We start from the raw sequence: 23,073 nt of genomic DNA, 5'->3' as shown, positions 1-23,073 counted from the left end.
GCGCCCGGCCGCGTACCGTCGTCTGGGATCCTCCGGGGTCGCGGGCCCCGGCCGTCCGGGTCAGGCGATCTCGAACCGGATCATGTCGTTGACCGCGTCGCACTTGGCCACCGCGTCGGCGGCGTCGCGTCCGGAGGCGATCACGTACCCGGAGGTGCAGTCGGCGACCGTCAGCAGCGGGGGCACCTCGTCGCCCTCGTTCTTGATGACGACCGCTCCCACCTCGACGTCCAGCAGCGTCTCCAGGTACGGCAGGAAGACGTTCGGCACCTCGCCCGGCTTCATGCGCCTGACCACGGCCGGGATGTCCTCGTCGACGGTGATCGACGCGATCCTGCCGGGGTCGGGGGTGAAGAACCTCACGGCCGCGCCCCTGATCGGCTCGGGGGAGGTGAGCGGCAGCTCGTCGATCCCCAGCGGGACGGTGAGCATCATCCGTGCCAGGTCCAGGCCGAAGGCGCGCCTGACCAGCTCGGGCGCGCCGCTTCCGGCCAGCCGGGCGTGGGACTCCAGCACCCGCGGGCCGTCGGGGGTGAGGACGAACTCGCTGTGCGAGGGCCCCTCGGTGAGGCCGACGGCGTCCAGCAATCTGGGGGTCAGCTCACGGAGCTGGTCGAGGTAGGGTGCGGCGACCCGGCTCGGCGTGCTGACCTCCCACTCGACGAAACGGTCGTTCATCCGGTACTCGGAGTACCCGATGGGCAGGTGCCGGCCGGCGTGGGAGAAGGAGTCGACGCTGACGACCGGTCCCTCCAGGAACTCCTCGCCGATCGCCGACGTGATCCCCGCCTCCTGGAGGTGCTTCCACGCCAGCACCGCCTCGTCGGTGCCCGTGGCGACGTGGATGTGCAGGCTGGCGGCGCCGTCGATCGGCTTGATGACGATGGGGCCGCCGACCGACTCCAGGAACTCCGTGGCGTCCTCGGCGCTGTTCAGCGTCCGGTAGCGCACCGGGCTGAGGTCGTGCTCGGCGAGCAGCTTGCGGGTCAGCGTCTTGTCCCTCAGGGCGCGGGCCGTCGCCTCGGTGACCCCCGGCAGGCCCAGCGCGTCCACCACGTACCCGGTCGACTCGCCCGCGGGTTCGGTGGTGGTGAGCACCCGGTCGAAGGGGCGTTCCTCGTGAAGCGGCCGCAGGACCTCGAGGATCGCCGGGCCGTCGTCGATGGGCGCGTGCACGATCCGCTCGCAGTGCGCCGCGATCGCCGGGTCGTACATGCCCTCCTGGTGGACGAGCACCACGTCGATGCCCAGTTCCTTCGCACCCGTCACCGGGGCGGGCCGGCCACCGATCATCGCCACTCGAAACATTCCCATGCTCCATCTCCTCGGTTCTGTCGTCAGCTCGCGTAGCAGCGGCGCAGCCAGCGCGCGTTCTGGGGCGGCATCGGCCGGAACGCCTTCCGGCGGTGCAGCACCCGGTAGTTGTCGAAGATCATGAAGTCGCCGGGCTCCAGGCAGAGTTCCTTCGACGGCATGGTCGCCAGCGTGTCGGACCAGGTCTGGAGCGCGGCGCCCGCCTCGGCGGTGCGTGCCCTGGTCGTGCCGCGGTCGTAGCGGACCCGCAGCCCCTCCGAGCTCTGCTCCAGCAGCGCGGTGTCGCTCAGCGGGCACGCCCCCGCCGCCCCCGCGTCGTTCGACGCCGGAGGGCTCACCTCGTACGAGGGGGACTGGAGCCGGCGCTGCGTGAGCTCGTCGAGCCGGCCGACGGCGTCCTCCATGGCCGCGAGCTCGGTCGGTACCCGTTCCTCGTTGCGTACCGCGTAGAAGGTCAGGTAGCGCGGGACGTACAGGCGCGGGTTCGCGCCCGCGTCACCGAAGGGCAGGTGGGGGTTGTCGGTGTGCCAGAAGAACTCGGAGTCCGCTCCCCACGAGCTGGCGGTGCCGGACGCGGCCGGGTTGGGGATCACGTTGCGGATCAGCCGTCCGTCGTTCTCGTAGTTCACCGCGAACGGTGTGATCCCGAGGAGCTGGACGAGCCCGAAGTGGAGGGCGTTGATCACGGCCAGTTCGGTCTCCGTGCCGAACCCGTTCACCGGGGTGGCGGGGAACCTCTGGGTGGGCAGGTTCTGCAGGAGGAGCGCGTGGCGGGCCGTCACCGAGAACATGTGGATGCCGTGCAGGATCTCCCCGGCCAGGTAGCGGCTCAGTGCCTGCGCGCCGATACGGGCGAGGATGGCCTCGTCCGCGTCCGGTTCCAGCTCTGCCGCGGTGACGCGCTCGGTGATCTCCTTACCGAGCAGATCACGAGTTCCGTCCTCCAGGCGGTGGTGAGTGAGCCGAATTGAGGATGTCATCGAAGGGGTCCCATCAGTCAGCGGTGCCCGAGTCGCTCAGGCGAGACGTTCTTCGTCGATCGCCGGATCCATGACTAGACGATGCTGACTGCGATGAGATGGGACAACTGTCTCAGGAAGTCCTAAAGCGGCCAGGCCGCTAGATGTCGTGGTGCCGGGCGCCCGGACGGGGCGCCCGGCGGCAGGTCAGCGGTCCACGGCGATGCTGAGGGCGAGCCCGGCCAGGACCGTGCCCATCAGGTAGCGCTGGACGCGGATCCAGAACGGCCGTCCGGTCAGGAAGCCGGCCACGGAGCCCGCGGTGAGCACGATCATGCCGTTGATGGTCAGGGCCACGCAGATCTGGGTGAGCCCCAAAATCAGGCTCTGCGCCGCGACGTTGCCGCGCTCGGGGTCGACGAACTGCGGGAGCAGCGAGATGTAGAGAATGGCGATCTTGGGATTGAGGAGGTTGGTGACCAGCCCCATCGTGAAGAGCTTGCGCGGAGGGTCCTCGGGCAGGTCCTTCGGGGTGAAGACCGACTGCCCGCCCGGCCGGACCGCCTGCCAGGCCAGCCAGAGCAGGTACGCGGCTCCCGCGATCTTGATGGCGGTGAAGAGCTGCGGGACGAGGGCGAAGATCGTGGAGAGCCCCGCCGCGGTCGCGGCCATGTAGACGAGGAAGCCGACCGCGACACCGAGCAGCGAGATGAACCCGGCCCGGCGCCCCTGGGTCAGGGTCCGCGAGATCAGATAGATCATGTTGGGGCCCGGTGAGATGACCATCCCGAAGGCCACCGTCGCGATACCGACGAGGGCGTGAATGCTGATCATGAAACCTTCTTCGTGAGGCCGGCGTGCCGAGCGTGACACGCCGGCGTGTCCGGGTCGTGGCCTCCCCGCTGCGGGCAGGGAGACGCCGGGGTTCTCCGGCGGGCGGGAAGGAAGGACCGTGCCCGTGCGAGAACCCCGGCGTGTGACGAGATGTGCCTCGGTGCGTATCCGGACGCGCTCGCGGGCCGGTGGACGCGGTCGCGTCCCGGACCGGCTCGGGCGCCGTCCTCACGGATACGGCCGAGGCCGTGGGCGTCCTGTCAGATGACGCATCCCCCCATCAGGCGCGGGGCCGGTGGCGGCTCCGGAGGCGCGTGCTCCGGATGCCCGGTGTTGTCGAGGTGCCCGGTGGGCCCGGGACGTCCGGTGGGCTCGGGATGCCCGTGGGTCGTTCCTCCGGGCCCGGACGTCTGCGGTCCGGTACCGGGCACCGGGTGCCGGTCGCCGAGGTCGCCGGCGACCGACTCTCTCAGCGCGTCCTCGCTGACACCCGTTTCGCGGGCCACCTGGGAGATGAGCCGCCGGGTCTCCCTGGCGATCCGGCCGGCCCCGTCGTGAAACTCCTGGTCGTGCTGGCGTCTCTTCTCTGCCGTCACGCCACAACGATACGGGAGGATTCTTGGCACAGATAGCGGCACGGCAGCATATGGCGATTACGTCGGGATCGGTGAAGGTAGCCGCATCGAACTTTGTAGAAATTTCCGGTTTAAATATGAGATGTCGGGATTAATGGGGGAGGGGCGCTGACCAGGGCGGAGGGGCCGGAGTGGGACGGGTATATGCCCGAGACGCGAATTCGGTCCGCGATGAATCGCCTCCCGTGTCCGCTTATCCGGCCGACGGTGATTCGCCGTTTTCCGGCGGCCGGGATATGCGTACCGGACGGTGATCACACGGTGACCACGGAGTGAATACTCCCAGATGACCCCGCTTATCGAGCGCATGCCGACCCGTCGATCCGCCGATGTGGCCGTGACGCCGGTGACGCCGTGACGCCGGTGACGCCGTGACGCCGGTGGCGCCGGTGGCGCCGTGACGACACGGTCTAGTCGCGTGGCTCCGGGTGGACGGGCGGTGGGAAGCGCAGCACCCAGCGGCGCTGCCAGGGGGTTTCGACGGCCCGGCGGTGGTGGTGCTCACGTGCCCAGGCGACGGCGTCGGCCGGGTCGAGACCGGCCAGGACGGCCAGGCACGCGACGACCGTGCCGGTGCGGCCGACGCCGCCCCCGCAGGCGACCTCCACCGCGGCGCCCGCCCGCGCTCGCTCGTACAGCGCGCGGATCTGCTCCACGGCCGCGTCGCGGTCGCGGGGCAGCAGGAAGTCGGACCACCGGATCCATTCGTGCGGCCACGTCAGCCCGCCCTCGTGGCGACGGCGGAGCCGGTCGGAGCCCAGGTAGAGGCCGAAGTCGGGGACGGGCCCCTCCGGTGGGGGGCGGCGAAGGCCGCGGCCGCGGATCCAGGTGCCGTCGGGGAGCCGGAAGGCGCCGGCGAGCGGCGGGCCGCCCGGCGGACGGGCCGTCGTGCCGTTCACGGGGTCGTTCACGGGGTTCTCCTGATGTCCTTCAGTGAGCGGCGCTGCCAAGCCGTCGTCTTTCGCGGTGATTGGCGACATTGATCCGGTTACCGCACACGTCCGGCCTGCAGTAGACGCGACGCCCCCCACGGCTGATGTCGACGAACACCCCGCGGCAGCCCGGGGCGGCGCAGGCGCGGAACCGGCCGTGCCCGAGTGCCCGGACGGCGCCGAGCAGCCCGATGCCGACGAACGCGGCCAGTTCCTCGGCCAGCGGCGCGTCCGGCCTGGTCGGGACGTACCACTGCCACCGCCCGCCGGGGTCACGCTGCAGCACGGGCCTGAGTCCCGCCCGTCCGGCCAGCACGGCGCCGCCCGCGACGGCCTGATCCTCCGTCTCGGTCTCCACGACGCCGCGTACCTCCCGGCGCAGCAGGTGGATTTCGCGGACGTCGTCGCCGGACGGCATCCGTCCGCCGGCCATGGCGTCGAGCCGCAGCCCGTGCCCCGTGAGGAACTCCGTCAACGTCTCGGGGGTCGGCAGGGCCTCGCCCGTCACCGTCTGCACGGTGGGCGAGGTATTGGCCAGATCACCGGCCAGGGTCGCCCCGGCCGCGTAGTCGGTGATGGAGATCCGCACGCTCTTCCCCCGCCTCGGTAACCGAATAAACCGAACTATAACCCTTACACGGGTCGCGTAGGAGCGACGGGACGCGGACGTGGAGCTCCGGAAATTCCCGGGGCTTCTCAGGGCCAGGAGCCCGCGAATCCACGGGCTCCTCAGGACCTCCCGTTCTCCCCGGTGCCGAGGGCCCGTTCGAAGGCGGTGTACGCCTCCTCGTTGAACAGGACGAACCGGACGTCGGTCACCTTGGTCGCGGTGGCGCGCACGGTCTCGACCGCGATCCGGGCGGCGTCGCCGACGGGCCAGCCGTAGACCCCTGCGGACACGGCCGGGAAGGCGACGACGGCCGCGCCGAGCTCGTCGGCGACGCGCAGGGACTCGCGGTAGCAGGAGGCGAGCAGGTCCGACCGGTCCTCGGTGGAGGAGTGCACCGGCCCGACGGTGTGGATGACCCAGCGGGCCGGCAGGTCGCCCGCGGTGGTGGCCACGGCCTGCCCCGTCGGCAGCCCGCCGCCGTAGCGGGAGGCGCGCAGCTCGCGGCACTCCCTCAGGATCGCCGGGCCGCCGCGCCGGTGGATGGCCCCGTCGACCCCGCCGCCGCCCAGGAGTGAGGAGTTGGCGGCGTTGACGACGGCGTCGGCGTCCTGCTCGGTGATGTCCCCGCGGACCAGTGTGACTCTCATGCGGTACGGCCTTCCCCGAAGCTCCCGTCCCTCACCCAGAAGCGGTCCCCGGCGGCCTCCGGGACGCGTCCGCGGACAGCGTTCACGGAACGCGCTCACCGAACGCGCTCACGGACACGTCCGCGGACGCGCTCACGGAACGCGTTCGCGGACGCTCTCACGGCGATCCGGCCGCGGCGGGCGTGGGGCGCGGGGGCCCCGGCACCGCCCGCCGCGGCCGGTGCTCACGCCCTGGCCGGTCCCGGTCCCGGGCCCGCGGCCCGGCGCGCGGTCAGCAGCAACCGGCCCGAGCCGATCCCGAAGGGCGCGTCGTCCGGCCCGCCGAACAACCCGACGTCGACGAACCCGCCCTCGGTGAGCAGCGCGCCCAGGTGGGCGCTGGTGTACACGTGGTGCAGCGCGGTCGACTCGAACTCCTCCGCACCCCTGCGGAAGTGGTACCTGCTGAGCAGGACACTGCGGGCGGCGTCGTACCCGGTCGTCGTGGTCACGACGATGCCGCCCGCCTCCATGTGGCGCGGCTCCCCCCGGTAGCCCGGCAGGACGGACTCAGCGGCGGCGTTGAAGTCCACCACCAGGCCGCCGCCCGGCCGCACCGCCGCGGCGAGCGCGGCGACGAACTCGCGGGCGCCCGCGAGGTCCAGGTAGCCGAAGCTGTTGCCCATGCAGACGGCGGCGTCGAACGAGCCGTCACGCGGGACGTCCCGCATGTCGGCGACGGCGAGCTCGACGTCGAGACCGGCCTCGGCCGCGGCCCGCCGGGCGTACCCGATGGCCTCGGCCGAGATGTCCACCCCGCTCACGCGGTGACCGCGCGCGGCGAGCGCCAGCGTGTGCCGACCGCTGCCGCAGGGGGAGTCCAGGATGCGGGAGGCGGGCCTCAGCCCGAGGTGACGTTCGATGAAGTCGGCCTCGGCCTCGGCGGCCTCCGGCGGCACGGCGCGCCGCCAGAACTCGTTCGGAAGCTCGGTGAAGAAGTCCGCGTACCACGCGGACGAGGTGTCGTGTGACAAGGTAAGGCTCCTACGGTGCTGTGCATCGAAATGATCGCGACATCACCGGGCACCACGAGGCTCGCCGACCACCGCTCAGGGGTCGGACGCGATCGTCACCGGGCCGGAACGGCCGGTGCGACGTGATGGCCCGGTATCGAATCCCGGGCTGCCATGGCTTCCTCCACGCTCGTCGCCGGACGTCGTCCGGCGGGATCCCCTCGACGGTAACAGGGCGGGTGTCCGGCGCGCCTCCGGTTATCCGGCGCGCGGCGCGTCCCTCGCCCGTCCGGCTCGCACGGGTGTCGTCCCGGTCATCCCGGCCGTCCTGCTCGTCCTGCTCGTCCCGGCTGCTCCGGTCGTGCGGGACGGGCTCCGGTCGTCCGGGCCGGGCCGTCAGCGCCCGACGTTGCGTTCCATCGTGGCGAGCACCCGCTCGAAGGCGGCGGCGTCCTCCTCGTCCAGGCCCGCGCGGAGCCGCCGGTCGAAGGAGACGGCGGCCTGCCGCAACCGGTGGAACAGCGCCTCCCCCTCCTCGGTGAACTCCACCACGTGGGCGCGCCGGTTGGCCGGGTCGCGGCGGCGGGTGAGCAGGCCGGCCCTCTCCATCGCGTTGAGGTGATGGGTCAGCGTGGCCCCCTGGATGCCGACCGCGTCGGCGAGCTCGCGCTGGTTGCCCAGCCGCCGGGACTTGAGGGAGATGAGGATCAGCCACACCGGCAGGGAACCGCCCGCCTCGGCCAGCGCCTCGTCGAAGGCGCGGCCCACGGCCTTGGCCGCCCCGGTCAGGCGGAGGCCGATCGGCGGCTCGGAAGGGGGCGGCATGCGGCCAGGATAACACCGCGGTCTAACCATTTGACGTCTAATCATTAGACATCTATCTTTCGGGGAGGCCGCCGGAACGCGGCCGTCCACCCACCCCCCGGACAGGGAGCACCGATGACCGTTCACCTGGGAAGCACGCCATGACCGCCCCGACCTCCCCGGCGGGGGACCGGCCGCTGGAGGGGCGGGTCGCGCTGGTGGCCGGTGCGAGCCGGGGCATCGGCGCCGTCACCGCGGCGGCCTTCGCCCGCGCCGGTGCCGCCGTCGTGCTGGGAGCCCGCGACCTCGAGGCGACGCGGTCGGTCGCCGACTCCATCCGCGCCGAGGGCGGCCGGGCCGTGGCGGTGGCCACCGACGTGGGCGACGCCGGCTCGTCCGAGCGGCTGGTCCGGTGCGCGCTGGAGGAGTTCGGCCGCCTGGACGCGGCCTTCAACAACGCCACCGACGGGCCGCTCCCCGCGCCGCTGGCCGACATCGACCCCGACGACTTCGACCGGGGCATCCGCGTCAACGTCCGCGGCACCTTCCTCGGCATGAAGTACCAGATCCCGGCCATCCTCGGCTCCGGTGGCGGCGCGATCGTCAACATGGCCTCGATCGCCGGGCTGCAGGGCACCGCCAACCTCGCCGCCTACGTGGCGGGCAAGGCCGGGATCGTCGGCCTGACCAAGGTCGCGGCCCTCGACTACGCCGACCAGGGACTTCGGGTCAACGTCGTCGCCCCCGGGCCGATCCTCACCCACCGCCTGCGGGAGGCCGGTGAGGAGGCCCAGCGGATGGCCGGTCTGGCCACCCCGATGCGCCGCGTCGGCCAGGCCCGGGAGGTCGCCGACGCCGTCGTGTGGCTCTGCTCCGACCGGTCGTCCTTCGTCACCGGCACGGTGCTGCCGATCGACGGCGGGCAGTACGCCGGCAACAAGCCCCCGCGGATGTACCGCCAGGGGCCGCCCCAGGGATCGCCCCGGGAGGCACGCCAGGAGCCGCCGGCGTACCGGCGGAGTCCGTGACGGCGGAGCCCGCGACGGGTGCGGCGGCCGGGCGGCGGATCACCGGGCCTCCCGCGCCTCCCGCGCCTTGCGGTCTCCCCGGGCCTCGGGGGCCCCGGGGGATCTCGCGGAGCCCCGCGGGGCTCCGTAGGACGGCGAGCGCGGCTCACCGGCCGCCGGTCGCCGCCTGCCCGGTGGCGCGCTCCAGGACCTCCAGGACGGTTCCGGTGAGCAGCGCGAGCCCGTGACGGCCGCGGGCCACCGGGGCGTGGCGGTCCGCGGCCCTGTCGGCCGCCCGTTCGAGGGGCTCCCCGGCCAGGAGCGCCTCCTCGACGCCGGGCAGGCGCACCGGGACGCGGGCGACACCCCCCGCGGCGACCCTGGCGAGGACGATCCGGCCGCCGTCGACGACCAGCCGCGCCGCCACCTCGACCACCGGCCACTCGGCCTCGGCCCGGGAGATCGCCCGATGGTAGGCGGCCCGCCCGCCCGGCACCGGCGGCGGCAGGACGACCGCGCGGAGGATCTCCCCGGGGCCGAGCAGGTGGTCGCGGGAGGGGTCCGAGCCGTCCCCGTACAGGCCGGGGAGCGGGAACGGGTCGCGGCCGTGGACCTCGACGACGGCGTCGCAGGCGAGCAGCGCCACCGCGAGCGAGGACGGGTGCGGGGCGATGCACGGGCCGGTCTCGGCGAGCGCCGCGTTCGGGGCGAGCCCGATCCGGGCCGGGCAGCGGTCGCCGCCGTTCTGGTGACAGGAGGGGACGGGCGTGCGGAAGTACGCGCAGCGGTTGCGCTGCAGCAGGTTGCCCCCGACGGTGGCCGCCTCCCGGATCTGGGGGGTGGCCAGGGCGGCCGCGGTCAGCGTCAGGCAGGGATGGTCCGCGCCGAGACCGGCGTCGCGGGCGATGCGGGCGACCGTGGTCAGCGCGCCGATCCTGGTCGAGCCGTCCGGCAGCCGGGTGACACCGGACAGTTCCGGCCGGCCGCGCAGGTCCACGTGCGGCCCGGCCGCGCGGCGGCCCATCAGGTCGGTGCCGCCGGCGCGGAACTCGCCGCCGCGCCGCGCGGCCTGTTCGAGGTCGGTGAGCGTGCTCATCGGACGCCTCCCGGGGTGAGGACGCGGACGGGCCGCGGGCAGGAGGTCAACGGGAGATCCCTTCGAGGAGCCGGTCGGGGCGGATGGGCAGGTCATGGGGACGCCAGCCGGTGGCGTTGTGCACGGCGTTGCCCACCGAGGCGGCCACGCCGATCGTGGAGATCTCACCGATGCCGACGCCGCGGCCGTTGACGTGGTCCCACCCGTCCCGGTGGAAGTGCACGGTGATCTCGGGCGTGTCGCCGATGCCCGGGATGCGGTAGCGGTCCAGGTCGGTGGTGAGCACGGTCCCGGTCACCGGGTCGACCAGGCGTTCCTCGTACAGCGCGTAGCCGATGCCCTGGACGACGCCGCCCTCGCACTGGTTGCGCGCCAGGCGCTCGGCGTAGACGTGACCCACCGCCATGCCGGCCCACACCCGCAGCGGCCGGACGACGCCCAGCCGGGTGTCGACCTCAACCTCGGTGACGTGGACGGACCCGCTGAAGCCCCGGCCGAGGGCCATCCCGCCCACCGGGACCGGGGTCAGGTAGCCGCGCCGGTCGCGACGGCGCCCGCCGACGACCCGGGCGCCGTCGGTCAGCCCCACCTCCCGCAGGCGCCGTGCCGCGTCGCGGACGGCCGGGGCGACCGATGTGGTGGTACGGCTGCCGATGGAGGGCGGCCCGTGCACGGTGCCCGTCCTGCCGATCTCGACGCGGATCCGCCCGGCCGGCAGGCCGAGCTCCTCGGCCAGGACGGCCGCGATGACGCTGCGGATGCCGGTCCCGATGTCCTGGGTGGCGGTGGCGGCCACCACCGTGCCGCCCTCGACGCGCAGCTCCACCTCGGTGCCCGGATCGAGGATGTAGGGCCAGTTGGCGGCGGCCACCCCGACGCCCCGGCGGAAGCGGCCCGTCCCGCTGCCGGTCCGCGGCCTGCCGGTCCACTGCGGCAGGGCGGCGGCCACGTCGTACAGGACGCGCCGCTTGGGGTTGCCGTCCCAGCGGCGGCGCAAAGCGACGGGGTCCTCGCCGAGGCGGTGGGCGGCCTCGTCCACCGCCTGTTCCAGCGCCCAGAGCAGGGGCGCCCCGCCGGGGCCGCGGAACGGGGCGCCGGGCGGCTCGTTGGTGACCACGTCGTGGTCGCGCAACCGCCGGGGCGCCGTGCCGTACATGAGCCGGGCGAGCATCGCGACGGCCGATCCGACGGCCACGCCACCGCGCCCGTGGACGTCCACCGACAGGGCGGCGAGGTCCCCCCGGTCGTCGGCGAGCAGGTCGACAACGGTACGGCTGCCGGGACGGCCACCCGCGTCGGTCAGTTCCTCGGCGCGGCCGAAGACCACCCGCACCGGGACGCCGCAGGCCCGCGCGAGCTCGACGGCGGCGACCGTCTCGACGGTGACGCCGCTCTTGGCGCCGAAGCCGCCGCCGACGTGGTCGGCGACGACGTGCACCCGGGAGACGGGCAGGTCCCACCTCTTGGCGGCCTGCTCGGCGGCCATGCCGACGGTCTGGGTGGACAGGTGCAGGTGCAGGTCGCCGCCCGCGTCCCAGCGGGCGACGCAGGCGTGCGGCTCCATCGGGGTGTGCACCTGCACGGCGGTGATGAAGGTGCCGCTCACCAGGCGGGGGTCGCCGGCGCGGCGCGCGGTCTCGATCCGCCTGACGGCGGTGCGCCCGCGCCAGCTCGCCCGGGTGAAGGGGCCGCGCACGTTGCCGTTCCAGGCACCGGGCAGGCTCACGCCCTCGCTGGAGCTGGGGGCACGCCCGCGGGCGGCCTCGTCCTCGTAGACGAGCGGGGCTCCCGGGTCGGCGGCGCCGTCGCCGAGGGCGGCCGGCAGCGGTTCGTAGCCGATCCGGGCGGCCCGCGCGATCGCCAGGGCCTCGCGCAGGGTGGGGGCGGCGACGGCGGCGACGGGCTGGCCGGCGTAGCGGACGACGCGGTCGGCCGAGAGCAGGTCGACCAGGTGGGCGGCGTCCGCGGAGACGCCGGTGACGCGGGCGTGCGCCTCGGTGGAGCGGATGACGACCCCCTCCAGCATGCCGTCCTCGCGCACGTCGGTGGTGTAGCGGGCCCGGCCGGTGATCTTCTCCATCGCCTCCACGCGGGCGGGTGCGCCTGCGGGGTCGTCGTGCTCGCCCCGGCAGGCGGCCGCGACCGCCGCGAGGATCCCCTCGTAGGCCCCGCACCGGCACAGGTGACCGGCCAGGGCCGCGGCGATCCGCTCGCGCGGCGGTGCCGTGTCGCCGTGACCGTCGCGCCAGGCGTCCACGAAGGCGGCCGCCTCCACCGCGAACCCGGGGGTGCAGTAACCGCACTGCAGGCCGTCGTGGGCCGCGAACGCCCGCTGGACGGGGTGGTCCAGCCCCTCGGCGGTGGTGATCTCGTGCTCCTCCAGCACGGCCGCCGGGAGCAGGCAGCTCACCTGCGGGACACCGTCCACCAGGACCGTGCACGCCCCGCAGACGCCGGTGCGGCAGGCCGCCTTGGTGCCGGTCAGGCCGAGTCCCTCGCGCAGGACGTCCACGACGGGGTCGTCGGGGGAGGCGTCCACCGTCGCGGGCAGACCGTTCACGGTGATCTTCATGTCTCTCCGGTTGACGTCGTCAACTTCATGTTGACAGTGTCAACCAGCTACGTTGACGTTGTCAACACAGCATGAGGGAGGGGTGGATCGGGTGGCCGACGACACCAGGACCCGCCTGGTCGAGAGCGCGCTGCGGCTGCTGCGCGAGGAGGGCCTGGACGCGGTGACGCTGCGCGCCGTCGGCGACCTGACCGGCCTGTCGCGCACCGCCCCCTACCGGCACTTCGCCGACAAGACCGCGCTGCTGGCGGCGCTCGCCGTACGGGTCATCACCGACCTCAGCGTGCACGTCGCGGGACAGGTGCTGCGCGAGAGCGACCGGCGTGCCCGGCTGCGGGCCTTCTACCTGAGCTACATCGCCTACGCCGTCGAGCACCGCCAGGAGTACCGGCTGGTGTTCGCCTCGGTGTTCGGCGCGGGCGACCACCCCGAGCTGGAGGAGGCGATCGACCAGGTGATGACCGCGCTCGGCCTGGAGGCCGCCGGGGACGCGACGGTGACCCACGCCCGGATCATGGCCCTGCTGGCCACCGCGCACGGCCTGGCCGAGCTCGCGGTGAACGGCCACCTCACGCAGAAGGGCCTCCGGCCCGGCGACGTCGTCGACGCCCTGCTCCCGGTGGGAGAGGGCTCCGGCCCCCTGGGGAGCGTGCTCCAGGACCTGCCCGGCGAACGACCACGGTGAGCGCGGGGCACGTCGTCCCCGGCCGGAACGTCCGCGTCACGTCGTGCTTCCCCGTGCCGCCCCGGGCCGGCCGGGCAGGGCTCAGGGAGCCAGCACCTCGACCGTGCCGCGCTCGCCGTCGACCCTGATCCGGTCGCCGTCGCGCAGGCGCATGGTCGCGTTCCCGGTGCCGACCACCGCCGGGATGCCCAGCTCGCGGGCGACGATCGAGGCGTGTGACAGGGGAGCGCCCATGTCGGTCACCACGGCGGCGGCGCGGGGGAACATCGGGGTCCAGCCGATGTTGGTCAGCGTCGTCACCAGGATCTCGCCGGGTGCGAGCCGGTCGCCCTCCTCGGGGCCCGTCAGGACGCGGGCCACGCCCTCGACGACGCCGGGGGAGCCCGGGAAGCCGGTCACCGTCTCGCTCACCGGCGTGACGGGACCACGGGCGTCGAACAGGTCGCCGCGCCGGTCGGCGCCGGCGGCCCAGCGGACCGGGTCGAACCTGCCGACGATCACCGTGGGGTAGACGGGCAGCGCCGCGTACCGCTCGTGGGTCGCCCGCCGGACGGCGACCTTCGCCAGGGGCCCCTCGTCACCGCGCAGCACGGTGAGGATCTCCTGGATCGACAGGAAGAACAGGTCCTCGCCGTGGCCGGTGAGCTCGCCGGCCCGCAGCACGAAGGCGCGCAGCGCCCAGAAGGCACGGATCACCTCCGAGCGGGACGCCTCCCGGTCGCGGACGATCGCGTTCCACCGCGCCAGGCGCTCACGGGTCCGGGCCACCTTGCGGGGGTGGCGTTCCGCGAAGCGCCTCCAGGCCGCGTCGCGCGCCTCGCGCCGGCGCTCGAACAACAGGGCGGTACGCCCGCCGTCGGTGGAGAGGGCCGCGAGCTGCGCGTCGATCCAGTCCGGGTCCTCCCCGGGCCGGGGCCGGGAGACCTCGAACTCGTGCGCGCCGCGGTGCCCGTACAGGCGGGCGAAGGTCTCCCGGTCGATCTCCCCGGCGGCGAGCCGTTCCAGCCCGACGATCGTGCCGAGGCTGGCCAGCTCCCCGTCGTCACCCGCCCCGGTGAGCATGGCCTCGGCGTCCCTCTCCCCGGCCAGCCTGTGCAGCCTCTGGCGGGTCATGACCAGGGCGGTGCCTCCCTGGCGTCCGGCGGCCTCCAGCGCCCGGCAGGCCTCGACGAAGTACGGCAGCAGCTCCGACTCCCAGAGCGCGGCCAGCTCGCCGGTGGTCGCGGCGGTGGCGGCCCGCTCGCGCAGCGCCTCGCAGCGCCGCCGCGCCGTGGCCAGGAAGCCCGGGAGCCCGCGGGTGCCGGCCGCGACCCGCCTGCGCATCGTGAGCGCGAGCGGCACCACGATCCTGACGATCCGCAGACGGGACACGGGCAGCGGCGGCACCTCCAGGCCGGCCGGCAACCTGCCGAAGACCTGCTCGATCGTGCCGAGCCTGCGGCTCATGCCCATCGCGCGGGCCACCGAGAACACGACGCTCAGGTTCATGTAGAAGCGGCCGCCGATGTTGCCCGCCACCGTGAAGCCGGGAAACTGCGAGACCGCCATCGCCTCCGCGATGAAGAGCCGCACCAGCGACCACGTGCACGGCGTCATCACGTCGGGGATGGCCTCACCGAGGTTGGCGGAGGTCCACAGGTAGTCGCCGGTCAGGCTGTCGTTCCACTCCTCGACCTGCGGGCCGAGCCGGGTGATCGGGCGGGCCTGCAGGACGAGGAACGCCCCCGCCCGCCTGGCCCACTCCACGTCCATGGGCGTCCCGTACAGCTCCTCGATCCTGGCCGCGAGCCGCGCCAGGTCCGCGATCTGGGGCCGGTCGAGGACGGGACGGCGGCGCAGCTCCCCGGGGACCGGCTCCTCACGGGTACCGCCGGGCACGCGGACCGTCATGACCGTCTTGTCGCCGATCCGCTCCTCGGCGACCTCGCCCCCGGGCACGCCCACGACGACGACGTCGGGCGTGACCTGCCCGCCCACGACGGCCTCGCCCAGCCCCCACGCGGCGTTGATCACCACCTGGTCGCGGGCCCCGGTCACCGGGTTCGCGGTGAACAGCACGCCCGCCGCGTCGGCGTCCACGAGTTTCTGGACCACCACGGCCAGGGCGACGTCGTCGTGCGGGACGCCGTTCGAGACCCGGTAGGCGATGGCGCGGGCGGTCCAGAGCGAGGCCCAGCAGCGCCTGACCGCGTCCGGCAGGGCGTCGCCGCGGATGTTGAGGTAGGAGTCCTGCTGCCCGGCGAACGACATCCCGGGCAGGTCCTCGGCGGTGGCCGACGACCGTACGGCGACCGGCACGTCGTCGCCGAGACCGGCGTGGGCCGCGCGGATCTCGGCGACGAGCCCGGCGGGCATCTCCCGCGCGGCGAACAGGGCCGCGATCCGCCGCGCGGCCTCGTCCGGGGAGGCGCCGGAGACGGCCTCCATGATCTGCTCGTTCAGGCCGTCGCGCGCGACGAAGTCGCGGTAGGCCTCGGTGGTGACGTGGAACCCGCCGGGGACCGGCAGCCCGGCGCGGGCCAGCCGGGCCAGCGAGGCCCCCTTGCCGCCGGTCAGTGCGAGGTCGGCCGCCTCGTCGTCCAGGGGGAGGATCCTCATCGCGCGCTCTCCTCACTGCCGAGGGAGACGCGCAGCTTCCGCTGCGCGCTCTCCACGGCGGCGTCGACGTAGTCCAGGGTGGCCCGTGCCGCCGCGCGGGCGGCGCCGGCCGGGATCGGGCCCTCGGGTTCCATCGCCCGGCCGGCGGCGTCGGCGATCAGCTGCGCCAGTCGTTCGTCGGAGGGGCGGTACTCGTCCGGCATCATCTGCGAGACGATCAGGAACCCGTACAGCACCGAGATGAGCACGGTCACCTGCTCGGCGGGGGAGAGATCGCCGCGCAGCGCGCCGTGCTCGCGCAGCGTGCCGAGGTAGGTCCGGAAGTCGCCGCCAAGCTCCTCGGCGGCCCGGTCCTCCCGCTTGCGGCGGGTGAGCCTGCCCAGCACCGCCGAGTCGCCCAGCAGGCTCGCCCGCATCAGGGGCCTGCCCAGCAGCTCGGCGGCGAGCAGGGCGAGCAGGTCGCGGAGCGTGCCGGGGCCCTCGGTGATCCGCCGCCGCACCTCGGTGATCATCTCGACCCGCTCGCGGCGCAGCAGCGCGGAGAACAGCTCCTCGCGCGTCTTCCAGTGCAGGTAGATCGTGCCCTTGGCGACCCCGGCCCGCTGGGCGATGTCCTCGACGGTGGTCTTGTCGTATCCCCAGCGCAGGACGAGGTCGCAGGTGGCGTCCAGGATGCGGTGCGCCCGCGCGAGCCGGTGCGCGGCGTCCTGCGGGGGACGCCCGGCCCTTCTGCTCTCCGGTTCCACGGTCCCCGCCGTTCTCAATAGTTTGACCAGATCTTCTTATCCGGTCATTAAATTGATAGCACACGTCCGGCGGTGCCGGGCAGGGGGTCCGGGGCCGTGGTCGGTGTCGCGGACGGGGCCTGCCCGTGGCGAAGGGGGGACGCGCCTGGGGAAGCCGTGGTGAGGGCGGATCGGCGGCCGGCGCCGGTACCGTCTCGATCTAGGATGGTCGCCCATGACCGAGCCGGACTTCCTCGCCGCCACCCGTACCGCCTACGACGCCGCGGCCGTCCCCTACGCCGAGCTGGTCGGCGAGCACTTCCCCACCGACCTGATCGGCCACGCGATGCTCTCCGTCCTCGCCGGCCGGGTCAGGGCGGCCGGTGGCGGTCCGGTGGCCGACGTGGGGTGCGGTCCCGGGCACGTCACCGCGCACCTGAACTCCCTGGGCGTGGCCGCCTTCGGCGTCGACCTGTCACCGGAGATGATCGCGCTCGCCCGCGAGGCCCATCCCGGTCTCCGCTTCGAGGTGGGGGCGATGGAGGACCTGCGGGTGGAGGACGCCTCCCTGGCCGGGGTCCTCGCCGGCTTCTCGATCATCCACACCCCGCCCGGGCACCTTCCCCGGACGTTCGCCGAGTTCCGCCGCGTGCTCGCCCCCGGCGGCCACCTGCTGCTGTCCTTCCAGGCGCACGACCGTCCCGCCGAGGCGGCCGAGGCGTTCGACCACAAGGTGTCCCTGGCCTACCGGTACTCGCCCGACCACGTGGCCGGGCTGCTGGAGCAGGCCGGGCTCACCGAGGTGGCCCGGCTGATCCAGGCTCCCGGCGAGGACCCGGTACGGGGCTTTCCGCACGCGCATCTGCTCGCCCGGCGGTGACGCCGGCGTCGTCGAGGATGTCGTCGAGACCCGGTCATCGGCGGGCGGCACGCGGCGCCTCCACCGCCGCGTGCCGCCCGGTGACCGGTGACCGGCCGGTTCCCGGGCCGGGCGGCGGGACCTGCCGGAACCCCGGCGCCCAGGACGCCGGGAACACCGGGGACTTCAAGGACGCCGTGGGTCAGGCGGCGGGGTGCAGCAGGACCGGCAGCTCGCGGTGCCCGTTGGCGATGAAGGAGTCCAGCGGTCGCAGCTCCTCGGCGGGGACGGCGAAGGTGAGGCCGGGGAACCTGTCGAACAGCGACGACAGCGCGATACCGGCCTCCAGCCGGGCCAGCGAGGTGCCCAGGCAGTAGTGGGCGCCGTAGCCGAAGGCCAGGTGCTCGCGGCGGGTCGGGCGGGTGACGTCGAACCGGTCGGCGTCCTCGCCGTGCACGGCCGTGTCGCGACCGGCGCCGGCGTACCCGGCGAGGATCGGCTGGCCCTCGCCGATCACGATGCCGTACTCGTCCAGGACGATGTCGCTGACGGCGTAGCGCAGCGGCAGGCTGGCGACGGGCGCCCGCCAGCGCAGCGCCTCCTCGACCACGTCCGCCCAGGAGCTCTCGCCCGCCAGGACGCGCCGGAGCTGGTCGGGGTGGGTGAGCAACGCGTACAGGGCGTTGTCGATGAGGTTGACGGTGGTCTCGTGCCCGGCGGCGATCATCAGGAAGAGGGTGTCGACGAGCTCCTCCTCGCTGAGCCGGGAGTCGCCCTCCCCGTCGCGCGCGGTGATCAGGTCGCTGGTCATGTCGTCGCCGGGGTTCTCCCGCTTGGCGGCGACCAGGCCGGTGAGGATGGCGTAGGCGTCGCGCTGGGTGGCCAGCACCTCCTCGACGTCGGCGGAGGTGTGGAACACGCTGTCGACGACCCGGCGGATGTCGCCGTGCGACTCCCCGGGCAGGCCGAACAGCTCCGCGATGACCCGCATCGGCACCTGGTACGCGAAGGCGTCGCGCAGGTCCACGACCTGACCGGCGGGGACGGCGGCCAGGCCGTCCAGCAGCTCGTCGGTGATCTGCCGGACGCGCGGGCGCAGCGCCTCGGTACGGCGCGGGGTGAACGCCGGGGAGATCAGCCGGCGCAGCCGGGCGTGGTCGGAGCCGTAGGCGGTGAACATGTTGTTGACGGCCACCCAGGTGAACAGCGGCCAGTCCTGCGTGATTTTGCCCTCCCTGAAGGCGGGCCAGTGCCGGCGCGGGTCCTTGGAGACGCGCGGATCGCCGAGCAGCCGCCGCAGCAGCTCGTGGTCGGTCACCGCCCACGCCTCGACCCCGCCGGGGAGCGTCACCAGTGTCGCAGGGCCTGCGGCGCGGAGGCGTGCGGCCTCGCCGTGGATGTCGGCACCGGTGGGGTCGATGGTGAATGGGCAGGCGCTTGTGACGTCCATGAGCTGTCTCCTAGGGAAAGGGGATGCAGGGGCGTGAAGTGCGTGGGCAGGGAGGTCAGGGCACGCTGGAACGGCCCCGGCCGCCACCGCAGGTCGGCGGCGGGCACCGACAGCTCCACGTCGTGCAGGCGGTCCAGGAGCCGTTCGATGGCGGCGGTGGCGATGAGACGGGCCGGGTCCTTGGCCGGGCAGGCGTGCGGGCCCGCCGAGAAGGCCAGGTGGGCGCGGTTGCCGGCACGGTTCAGCGACGGGTTCAGGACGGGGTCGTTGTTGGCCGCCGCCAGGCTGATGACCACCGGGTCGCCCGCGCGCAGCAGCACGCCGCGCAGGTTCACGTCGTGACGCGGGTAGTGGACGGCGTAGTTGGCCATCGGCGGGTCCTTCCACAGGACCTCCTCCAGGGCCGCGTCCACGGGTAGGGTGCCGCCGGACAGGTCACCGGCGAAGCGGTCGTCGGACAGCAGCAGCTGCAGCGCGTTGCCGATCAGGTTCGTCACCGGCTCGGTGCCGGCGGCGATCATCAGCGTGCAGTGGTGGATCATCTCCTCGTCGTTCAGCCCCGCCGGGTGGGACATCAGCCAGGAGGTCACGTCCGAGCCCGGCCGGGTGCGCTTGAGCGTGATCAGCTCGACCATGTACCGGGTGAACAGCTCGTTGCCCTCGGCGGCGCCGTCCCCGCCCTCGAACATCTTGGCCAGCGCGGCGACCAGCCGGGGACCGGCGTCGTCGGCCTGCCCGAACAGCTGGTTGAAGATGAGCACCGGCAGCGGCGTGGCGTAGTCGGCCAGCAGGTCGGCCCGCCCGTGCGGGGCGAAGGCGTCGATGAGCTGGTCGGCGGTACGGGTGATGAAGCCGTACAGGGTGTGCGGGTCCACCCGGGCCAGGCTGTCGGTGATCGCCTGGCGGTAGCGGCCGTGGTCGGGCTCGTCGGAGAACAGCGCGTTGGGCCGGTAGCCCATCATCGGCATGACCGGGCTGTCGGCCGGGACCTCGCCGGTGGCCAGGGCGCGCCAGTTGCGCGGGTCCTTGGAGTAGATGTGCGGGTTGCGCAGCACCTCCAGGGCCGCGTAGTAGTCGGTGACCAGCCAGGCGTACACGCCGGGGGCCAGCTCGACCGGGGCCACCGGTCCCAGCGTGCGCAGCCGGGCGTAGACGCCGCGGGGGTCGGCGGCGAACTCGGGCCCGTACAGCGGCGCGCACTGCCAGGACGCGGCCGGCGGGTCGGAGCCGGCCGCGGGCGCGGCGGGGGTGGCGAGGTGGCGGCGGGCGGTCACACGAGCTCCTTGGTGGCGCGGTCGAGCAGGTACTGCACGAGGGTGATCAGGGCGTTGCCCGCGGAGACGCGGTCGCGCGCGTCGCACACCACCAGGGGGGTCTCCTCCAGCAGGTCCAGCGCGTCGCGCAGGGCCGCGAGGTCGGGGGCGGGCGCGTCCTCGAAGTGGTTGACGGCCACGGCGTACGGCAGGCCGTGGGACTCGACCAGGTCCATCACCGGGAAGGAGTCCTGCAGGCGGCGCGTGTCGGCCAGGACCAGCGCGCCGAGCGCGCCGTAGGCCAGGTCGTGCCAGAGCTGCCGGAACCGTTCCTGCCCGGGGGCGCCGAACAGGTACAGCACCAGGTGCTCGTTGAGGGTCAGGCGGCCGAAGTCCAGCGCCACGGTGGTGGTGTTCTTGCCGTGCACGTCCGCCAGGTCGTCGACGAGGGCGCCGCTCTGCGTCATGATCTCTTCGGTGCGCAGCGGAGGGATCTCCGACAGGGCGCCCACCAGAGTGGTCTTGCCGACGGCGAAGTGCCCCACGATGAGGATCTTCACCGATCGCCGCACCGTGGCGCCGAGGTAGACGGCGCCCGGGGGACGCTCAGACCAGGGCGCGAAGCCCATCGAGTACCTCCTGTAGAAGTTGGATGTCGGGACCGTGGACGACGGGGGCCGGAGCGCGGGTGCTGATCTGACCGGCCTCGGCCAGGTCGCTGAGCAGCACCTTGGTGACGCTGACGGGCAGGGACAGGTAGGCGGCGATCTCCGCCACCGACAGCGCCCCGCCCCAGCACAGCTCCAGCAGGCGGCGCTTCTCCGGGCTGGTGCCCAGGTCCGGCGCGCCGAAGGCCGCGTCGGCGACGACCAGGGTCACCAGGTCGAAGGGCACGCGGGCGTGGGCGCGGCCGCCGGTCACCACATAGGGCCGCACCAGGTCGTCGTCGCGCGGGACCGGCGTCATGACGAGGTGGTGACGCCGTTGCGGGGCGGGCTGGTCATCTCCCGGCCCAGCTGGTCGACGGTCTTGTGCATCTGGTACGCGATCACCTGCAGATCGGCCGCACCGGTGCACGACACCGCGAGGTAGGAACCCGCCCCGGCGGCGATGACGATCACGTACCCGTTGGCGAACTCCACCATGGTCTGGTGCCAGGAGGTCCGCGGGTCGCCCAGGCACGGCCCGGCGAGGTTGCGGCTGAGGGACTGCAGCGCCGACGCCGCGGCGGCGTACACCTCGGCCTGCTCCCGGGTGATCCCGGCCGAGTGGGCGTCCAGCAGCCCGTCGGCGGTCAGCACGATCGCGTGCCGGACCTCGGGCAGGTTCACGATGTCGTTGAGCATCCAGCTGTCCGTTGTGCTCACTGTCGGTTTCCTTCGTGCTCGATCGGGTGGGAGGCGCGGGCGGCGTCCGACCCGCGCTGGAACGCGCCCATGGCGGCGGCCGCGCGTTCCGCCGACCGCGCGGGCTCCGCGGGCGCGGTGAGCGCGGTGACGTTCTGCTGGAGGTCGCCGTCGGGGACGAGGCGGCGGCGCTGGGGGTAGCCGTTCGATCCCGGGGCCGGGCCCGCTGCCGGTTGCGCGGCCGGCCCCGCGACGGGGTGCGCGACGGGGTGGGCGGCCGGCCGGGCCGTCGGGTGCCGGTCCGACGAGGACGACGCCTGGGGCTGGACCAGGGCCTGGGCCTGGGCCAGGGCGGGCGAGGATGCGTGGGCGGGGGAGGGCAGGGCCGCGTTCGAGGCGGACGACGGCAGGGAGGGGCCGGTCCCCGTGCCCGCGTGGGTCAGCAGCGCGTTGGGCAGGAACACCACGGCGCGCACACCTCCGTAGGGGGATCGGGAGTCCACGGTGACCTGGAAGCCGTAGCGCCGGGCGAGCGTCCCGACGGCGGGAAAACCGATCTTCGGCGGGTTGCCGAGCCGGGTGACGTCCACCGGGTCGGCGCCGGACAGGGTCTGGGTGGCGCGCTGCTTGTCCTGCTCGTGCATGCCGATGCCGCGGTCGTCGATCACGATGACGGCGCCGTTGTGCACCGACTCGATGCTGACCTCGACGTCGGTGTCGGGCGCGGAGTGGCGGGTGGCGTTGTCCAGCAGCTCGGCCATGGCCAGCACCACGGGCTCGACCGCCAGGCCCACGACCGCACGGTCGGTCTGCGCGGACGTCTTGACCCGCAGGTAGTCGCGGATGCGGGAGGTCGCGCCGCGGGCCACGGTCTCCAGCGCGACGTCGCCACGCTGCCGGCCCGGCCAGGACCCGCACAGCACCGCGATCGCCTGGGCGCGCCGGCCGAACTGGGCGTTGGTGTGGTCGATCTCCAGCAGCCCGGCCAGGACGTCGGGATGGTCGTGGCGGCTCTGCATGGCGGAGATGGCCCGGCGCTGCTCACCGGCCAGGCTCTGCAGGCTCCGCATCGTGGCCGTCAGCGTGGCGCGGGCCGCGTGGTCGGCGCGGGCCAGCGCGGAGTGCACGTGGTACGTCAGCAGCGGCATCGTCGCCTGCAGGTTCTGGCCGTACTCGGTGGAGGCCAGGTGCTCGTGCAGGGGGCCCGGGACCACCACCGAGGGCTGGGAGAGGGACTCGGCCAGCGCGGGCAGGCGGGACGTGACCAGGTGGCGGGCCTCCTCGTCGCGGGCGCGCAACTGGTCGGCCAGCTCGTCGTTCCGCCGTCGCAGGGCTCTGGCGGCACGCCACTGGCGCACCGCCACCACCGCGGTGGCCACCAGGCACAGCGCGAGCAGGGCCGCCAGCACCTCCGGCAGGGGTTGTGACATCAGGTCCTCTTGATCGGGATAGGGATGGGCGAGGTCGCGCGAGGCAGGGGAGCCCGGCTCCGGGGCGAGGCGGGGCGGCTCGGGCGGAGCCGCCGGGCGTCGCCGGCGGGGGCCGGGACGGTCATGGTGCCGGTCCTTTCCGGATGGTGCGGGCCGGCCGGAACCGTGAGGTGACGACCGGCCCGCGGACGCACACCCTGAGAGCCGAATCCTGTCGGGGGTGTGCGAGCGGGAACGCGGCGGACCGCGCCGGACGCGGGGCCCGTCCGCCGCGCGGATCGGAGGTGACGGGCCGCGGCGGGGCCGCGGCCCGGGATCACGCCGT

The 23,073-nt window shown here is 73.8% G+C and carries 22 protein-coding genes; 3 read left to right on the top strand and 19 right to left on the bottom strand.

From position 1 onward, the window contains the following. Positions 1–60: 60 nt before the first annotated feature. The 9 genes from ABD832_RS21910 to ABD832_RS21870 form a co-directional block, all read right to left on the bottom strand. Positions 61–1,314, bottom strand: a complete 1,254-nt coding sequence (locus ABD832_RS21910) for an ATP-grasp domain-containing protein (RefSeq protein ID WP_344898375.1) — start codon at positions 1,312–1,314, stop codon at positions 61–63. Between the two features lie 23 nt (positions 1,315–1,337). Then, positions 1,338–2,294 (bottom strand): TauD/TfdA family dioxygenase, encoded by a 957-nt coding sequence (locus ABD832_RS21905; protein WP_344898373.1) that lies wholly within the window; start codon positions 2,292–2,294, stop codon positions 1,338–1,340. Positions 2,295–2,480: 186 nt separating this feature from the next. Beyond that, on the bottom strand, positions 2,481–3,107 hold the full coding sequence (locus tag ABD832_RS21900; protein ID WP_344898371.1) for a LysE family translocator: 627 nt from the start codon (positions 3,105–3,107) through the stop codon (positions 2,481–2,483). Between the two features lie 260 nt (positions 3,108–3,367). Beyond that, positions 3,368–3,703, bottom strand: a complete 336-nt coding sequence (locus ABD832_RS21895) for a hypothetical protein (RefSeq protein WP_344898369.1) — start codon at positions 3,701–3,703, stop codon at positions 3,368–3,370. Between the two features lie 449 nt (positions 3,704–4,152). Next, positions 4,153–4,653, bottom strand: a complete 501-nt coding sequence (locus ABD832_RS21890; protein WP_344898367.1) for a phosphatase domain-containing protein — start codon at positions 4,651–4,653, stop codon at positions 4,153–4,155. A 19-nt stretch (positions 4,654–4,672) separates the two neighbouring features. Further along, positions 4,673–5,263 carry a CGNR zinc finger domain-containing protein gene (locus ABD832_RS21885; protein ID WP_344898365.1) on the bottom strand — a complete coding sequence of 197 codons (591 nt, stop codon included), beginning with the start codon at positions 5,261–5,263 and terminating at the stop codon, positions 4,673–4,675. Between the two features lie 140 nt (positions 5,264–5,403). Beyond that, entirely contained in the window at positions 5,404–5,931 is a 528-nt protein-coding gene (locus tag ABD832_RS21880; protein ID WP_344898363.1) for an O-acetyl-ADP-ribose deacetylase, read from the bottom strand. A gap of 224 nt (positions 5,932–6,155) precedes the next feature. After that, positions 6,156–6,944 (bottom strand): SAM-dependent methyltransferase, encoded by a 789-nt coding sequence (locus tag ABD832_RS21875; protein ID WP_344898361.1) that lies wholly within the window; start codon positions 6,942–6,944, stop codon positions 6,156–6,158. Positions 6,945–7,319: 375 nt separating this feature from the next. After that, a complete protein-coding gene (locus ABD832_RS21870) occupies positions 7,320–7,748 on the bottom strand; it encodes a MarR family winged helix-turn-helix transcriptional regulator (protein ID WP_344898360.1) in 429 nt (142 codons plus the stop codon). Between the two features lie 140 nt (positions 7,749–7,888). Between ABD832_RS21870 and ABD832_RS21865 the strand changes: the two genes are divergently transcribed. Next, entirely contained in the window at positions 7,889–8,755 is an 867-nt protein-coding gene (locus ABD832_RS21865; RefSeq protein ID WP_344898358.1) for an SDR family NAD(P)-dependent oxidoreductase, read from the top strand. A 145-nt stretch (positions 8,756–8,900) separates the two neighbouring features. Here the strand turns inward: ABD832_RS21865 and ABD832_RS21860 are convergent, their stop codons facing one another. Then, positions 8,901–9,830, bottom strand: a complete 930-nt coding sequence (locus tag ABD832_RS21860) for an FAD binding domain-containing protein (protein ID WP_344898357.1) — start codon at positions 9,828–9,830, stop codon at positions 8,901–8,903. A gap of 46 nt (positions 9,831–9,876) precedes the next feature. Next, a complete protein-coding gene (locus tag ABD832_RS21855; RefSeq protein ID WP_344898355.1) occupies positions 9,877–12,402 on the bottom strand; it encodes a molybdopterin-dependent oxidoreductase in 2,526 nt (841 codons plus the stop codon). A gap of 91 nt (positions 12,403–12,493) precedes the next feature. On the opposite strand from ABD832_RS21855, the gene ABD832_RS21850 reads away from it, so the two are divergent. Next, positions 12,494–13,087 carry a TetR/AcrR family transcriptional regulator gene (locus ABD832_RS21850; protein ID WP_344898354.1) on the top strand — a complete coding sequence of 198 codons (594 nt, stop codon included), beginning with the start codon at positions 12,494–12,496 and terminating at the stop codon, positions 13,085–13,087. Positions 13,088–13,168: 81 nt separating this feature from the next. On the opposite strand, the gene ABD832_RS21845 is transcribed toward ABD832_RS21850, so the two are convergent. Then, entirely contained in the window at positions 13,169–15,685 is a 2,517-nt protein-coding gene (locus ABD832_RS21845) for a PEP/pyruvate-binding domain-containing protein (RefSeq protein ID WP_344898352.1), read from the bottom strand. Continuing rightward, entirely contained in the window at positions 15,682–16,431 is a 750-nt protein-coding gene (locus ABD832_RS21840; RefSeq protein WP_344898351.1) for a TetR/AcrR family transcriptional regulator, read from the bottom strand. Before ABD832_RS21840 ends, ABD832_RS21845 begins: the two co-directional genes overlap by 4 nt. A gap of 214 nt (positions 16,432–16,645) precedes the next feature. Between ABD832_RS21840 and ABD832_RS21835 the strand changes: the two genes are divergently transcribed. Then, positions 16,646–17,290, top strand: coding sequence for a class I SAM-dependent DNA methyltransferase (locus ABD832_RS21835; RefSeq protein WP_344898350.1), 645 nt, complete (start codon positions 16,646–16,648; stop codon positions 17,288–17,290). 181 nt (positions 17,291–17,471) lie between these two features. On the opposite strand, the gene ABD832_RS21830 is transcribed toward ABD832_RS21835, so the two are convergent. The 6 genes from ABD832_RS21830 to ABD832_RS21805 are packed head-to-tail and all read right to left on the bottom strand — an operon-like array spanning position 17,472 to position 22,748. Then, the gene (locus ABD832_RS21830) at positions 17,472–18,719 is read right to left on the bottom strand and encodes a cytochrome P450 family protein (RefSeq protein WP_344898348.1); all 1,248 of its coding nucleotides are present in this window, start codon (positions 18,717–18,719) and stop codon (positions 17,472–17,474) included. Then, a complete protein-coding gene (locus ABD832_RS21825) occupies positions 18,617–19,993 on the bottom strand; it encodes a cytochrome P450 (RefSeq protein WP_344898347.1) in 1,377 nt (458 codons plus the stop codon). The genes ABD832_RS21830 and ABD832_RS21825 overlap by 103 nt, the downstream gene beginning before the upstream one ends. Continuing rightward, positions 19,990–20,601: a GTP-binding protein gene (locus tag ABD832_RS21820; protein WP_344898345.1), complete on the bottom strand. Its 612-nt coding sequence runs from the start codon at positions 20,599–20,601 to the stop codon at positions 19,990–19,992. The genes ABD832_RS21825 and ABD832_RS21820 overlap by 4 nt, the downstream gene beginning before the upstream one ends. Further along, complete coding sequence (locus ABD832_RS21815) at positions 20,579–20,938, bottom strand: DUF742 domain-containing protein (protein ID WP_344898344.1); 360 nt, start codon at positions 20,936–20,938, stop codon at positions 20,579–20,581. The genes ABD832_RS21820 and ABD832_RS21815 overlap by 23 nt, the downstream gene beginning before the upstream one ends. Then, on the bottom strand, positions 20,935–21,339 hold the full coding sequence (locus ABD832_RS21810; protein WP_344898343.1) for a roadblock/LC7 domain-containing protein: 405 nt from the start codon (positions 21,337–21,339) through the stop codon (positions 20,935–20,937). The genes ABD832_RS21815 and ABD832_RS21810 overlap by 4 nt, the downstream gene beginning before the upstream one ends. Continuing rightward, positions 21,336–22,748: an ATP-binding protein gene (locus ABD832_RS21805; protein WP_344898341.1), complete on the bottom strand. Its 1,413-nt coding sequence runs from the start codon at positions 22,746–22,748 to the stop codon at positions 21,336–21,338. Before ABD832_RS21805 ends, ABD832_RS21810 begins: the two co-directional genes overlap by 4 nt. Positions 22,749–23,073: the final 325 nt, after the last annotated feature.

This window comes from Streptosporangium longisporum, assembly GCF_039534895.1.
Taxonomy (GTDB): Bacteria; Actinomycetota; Actinomycetes; order Streptosporangiales; family Streptosporangiaceae; genus Streptosporangium; species Streptosporangium longisporum.
Note: the sequence above shows the minus strand (reverse complement) of the source record. Positions and strands in the feature narration are given on the sequence as shown.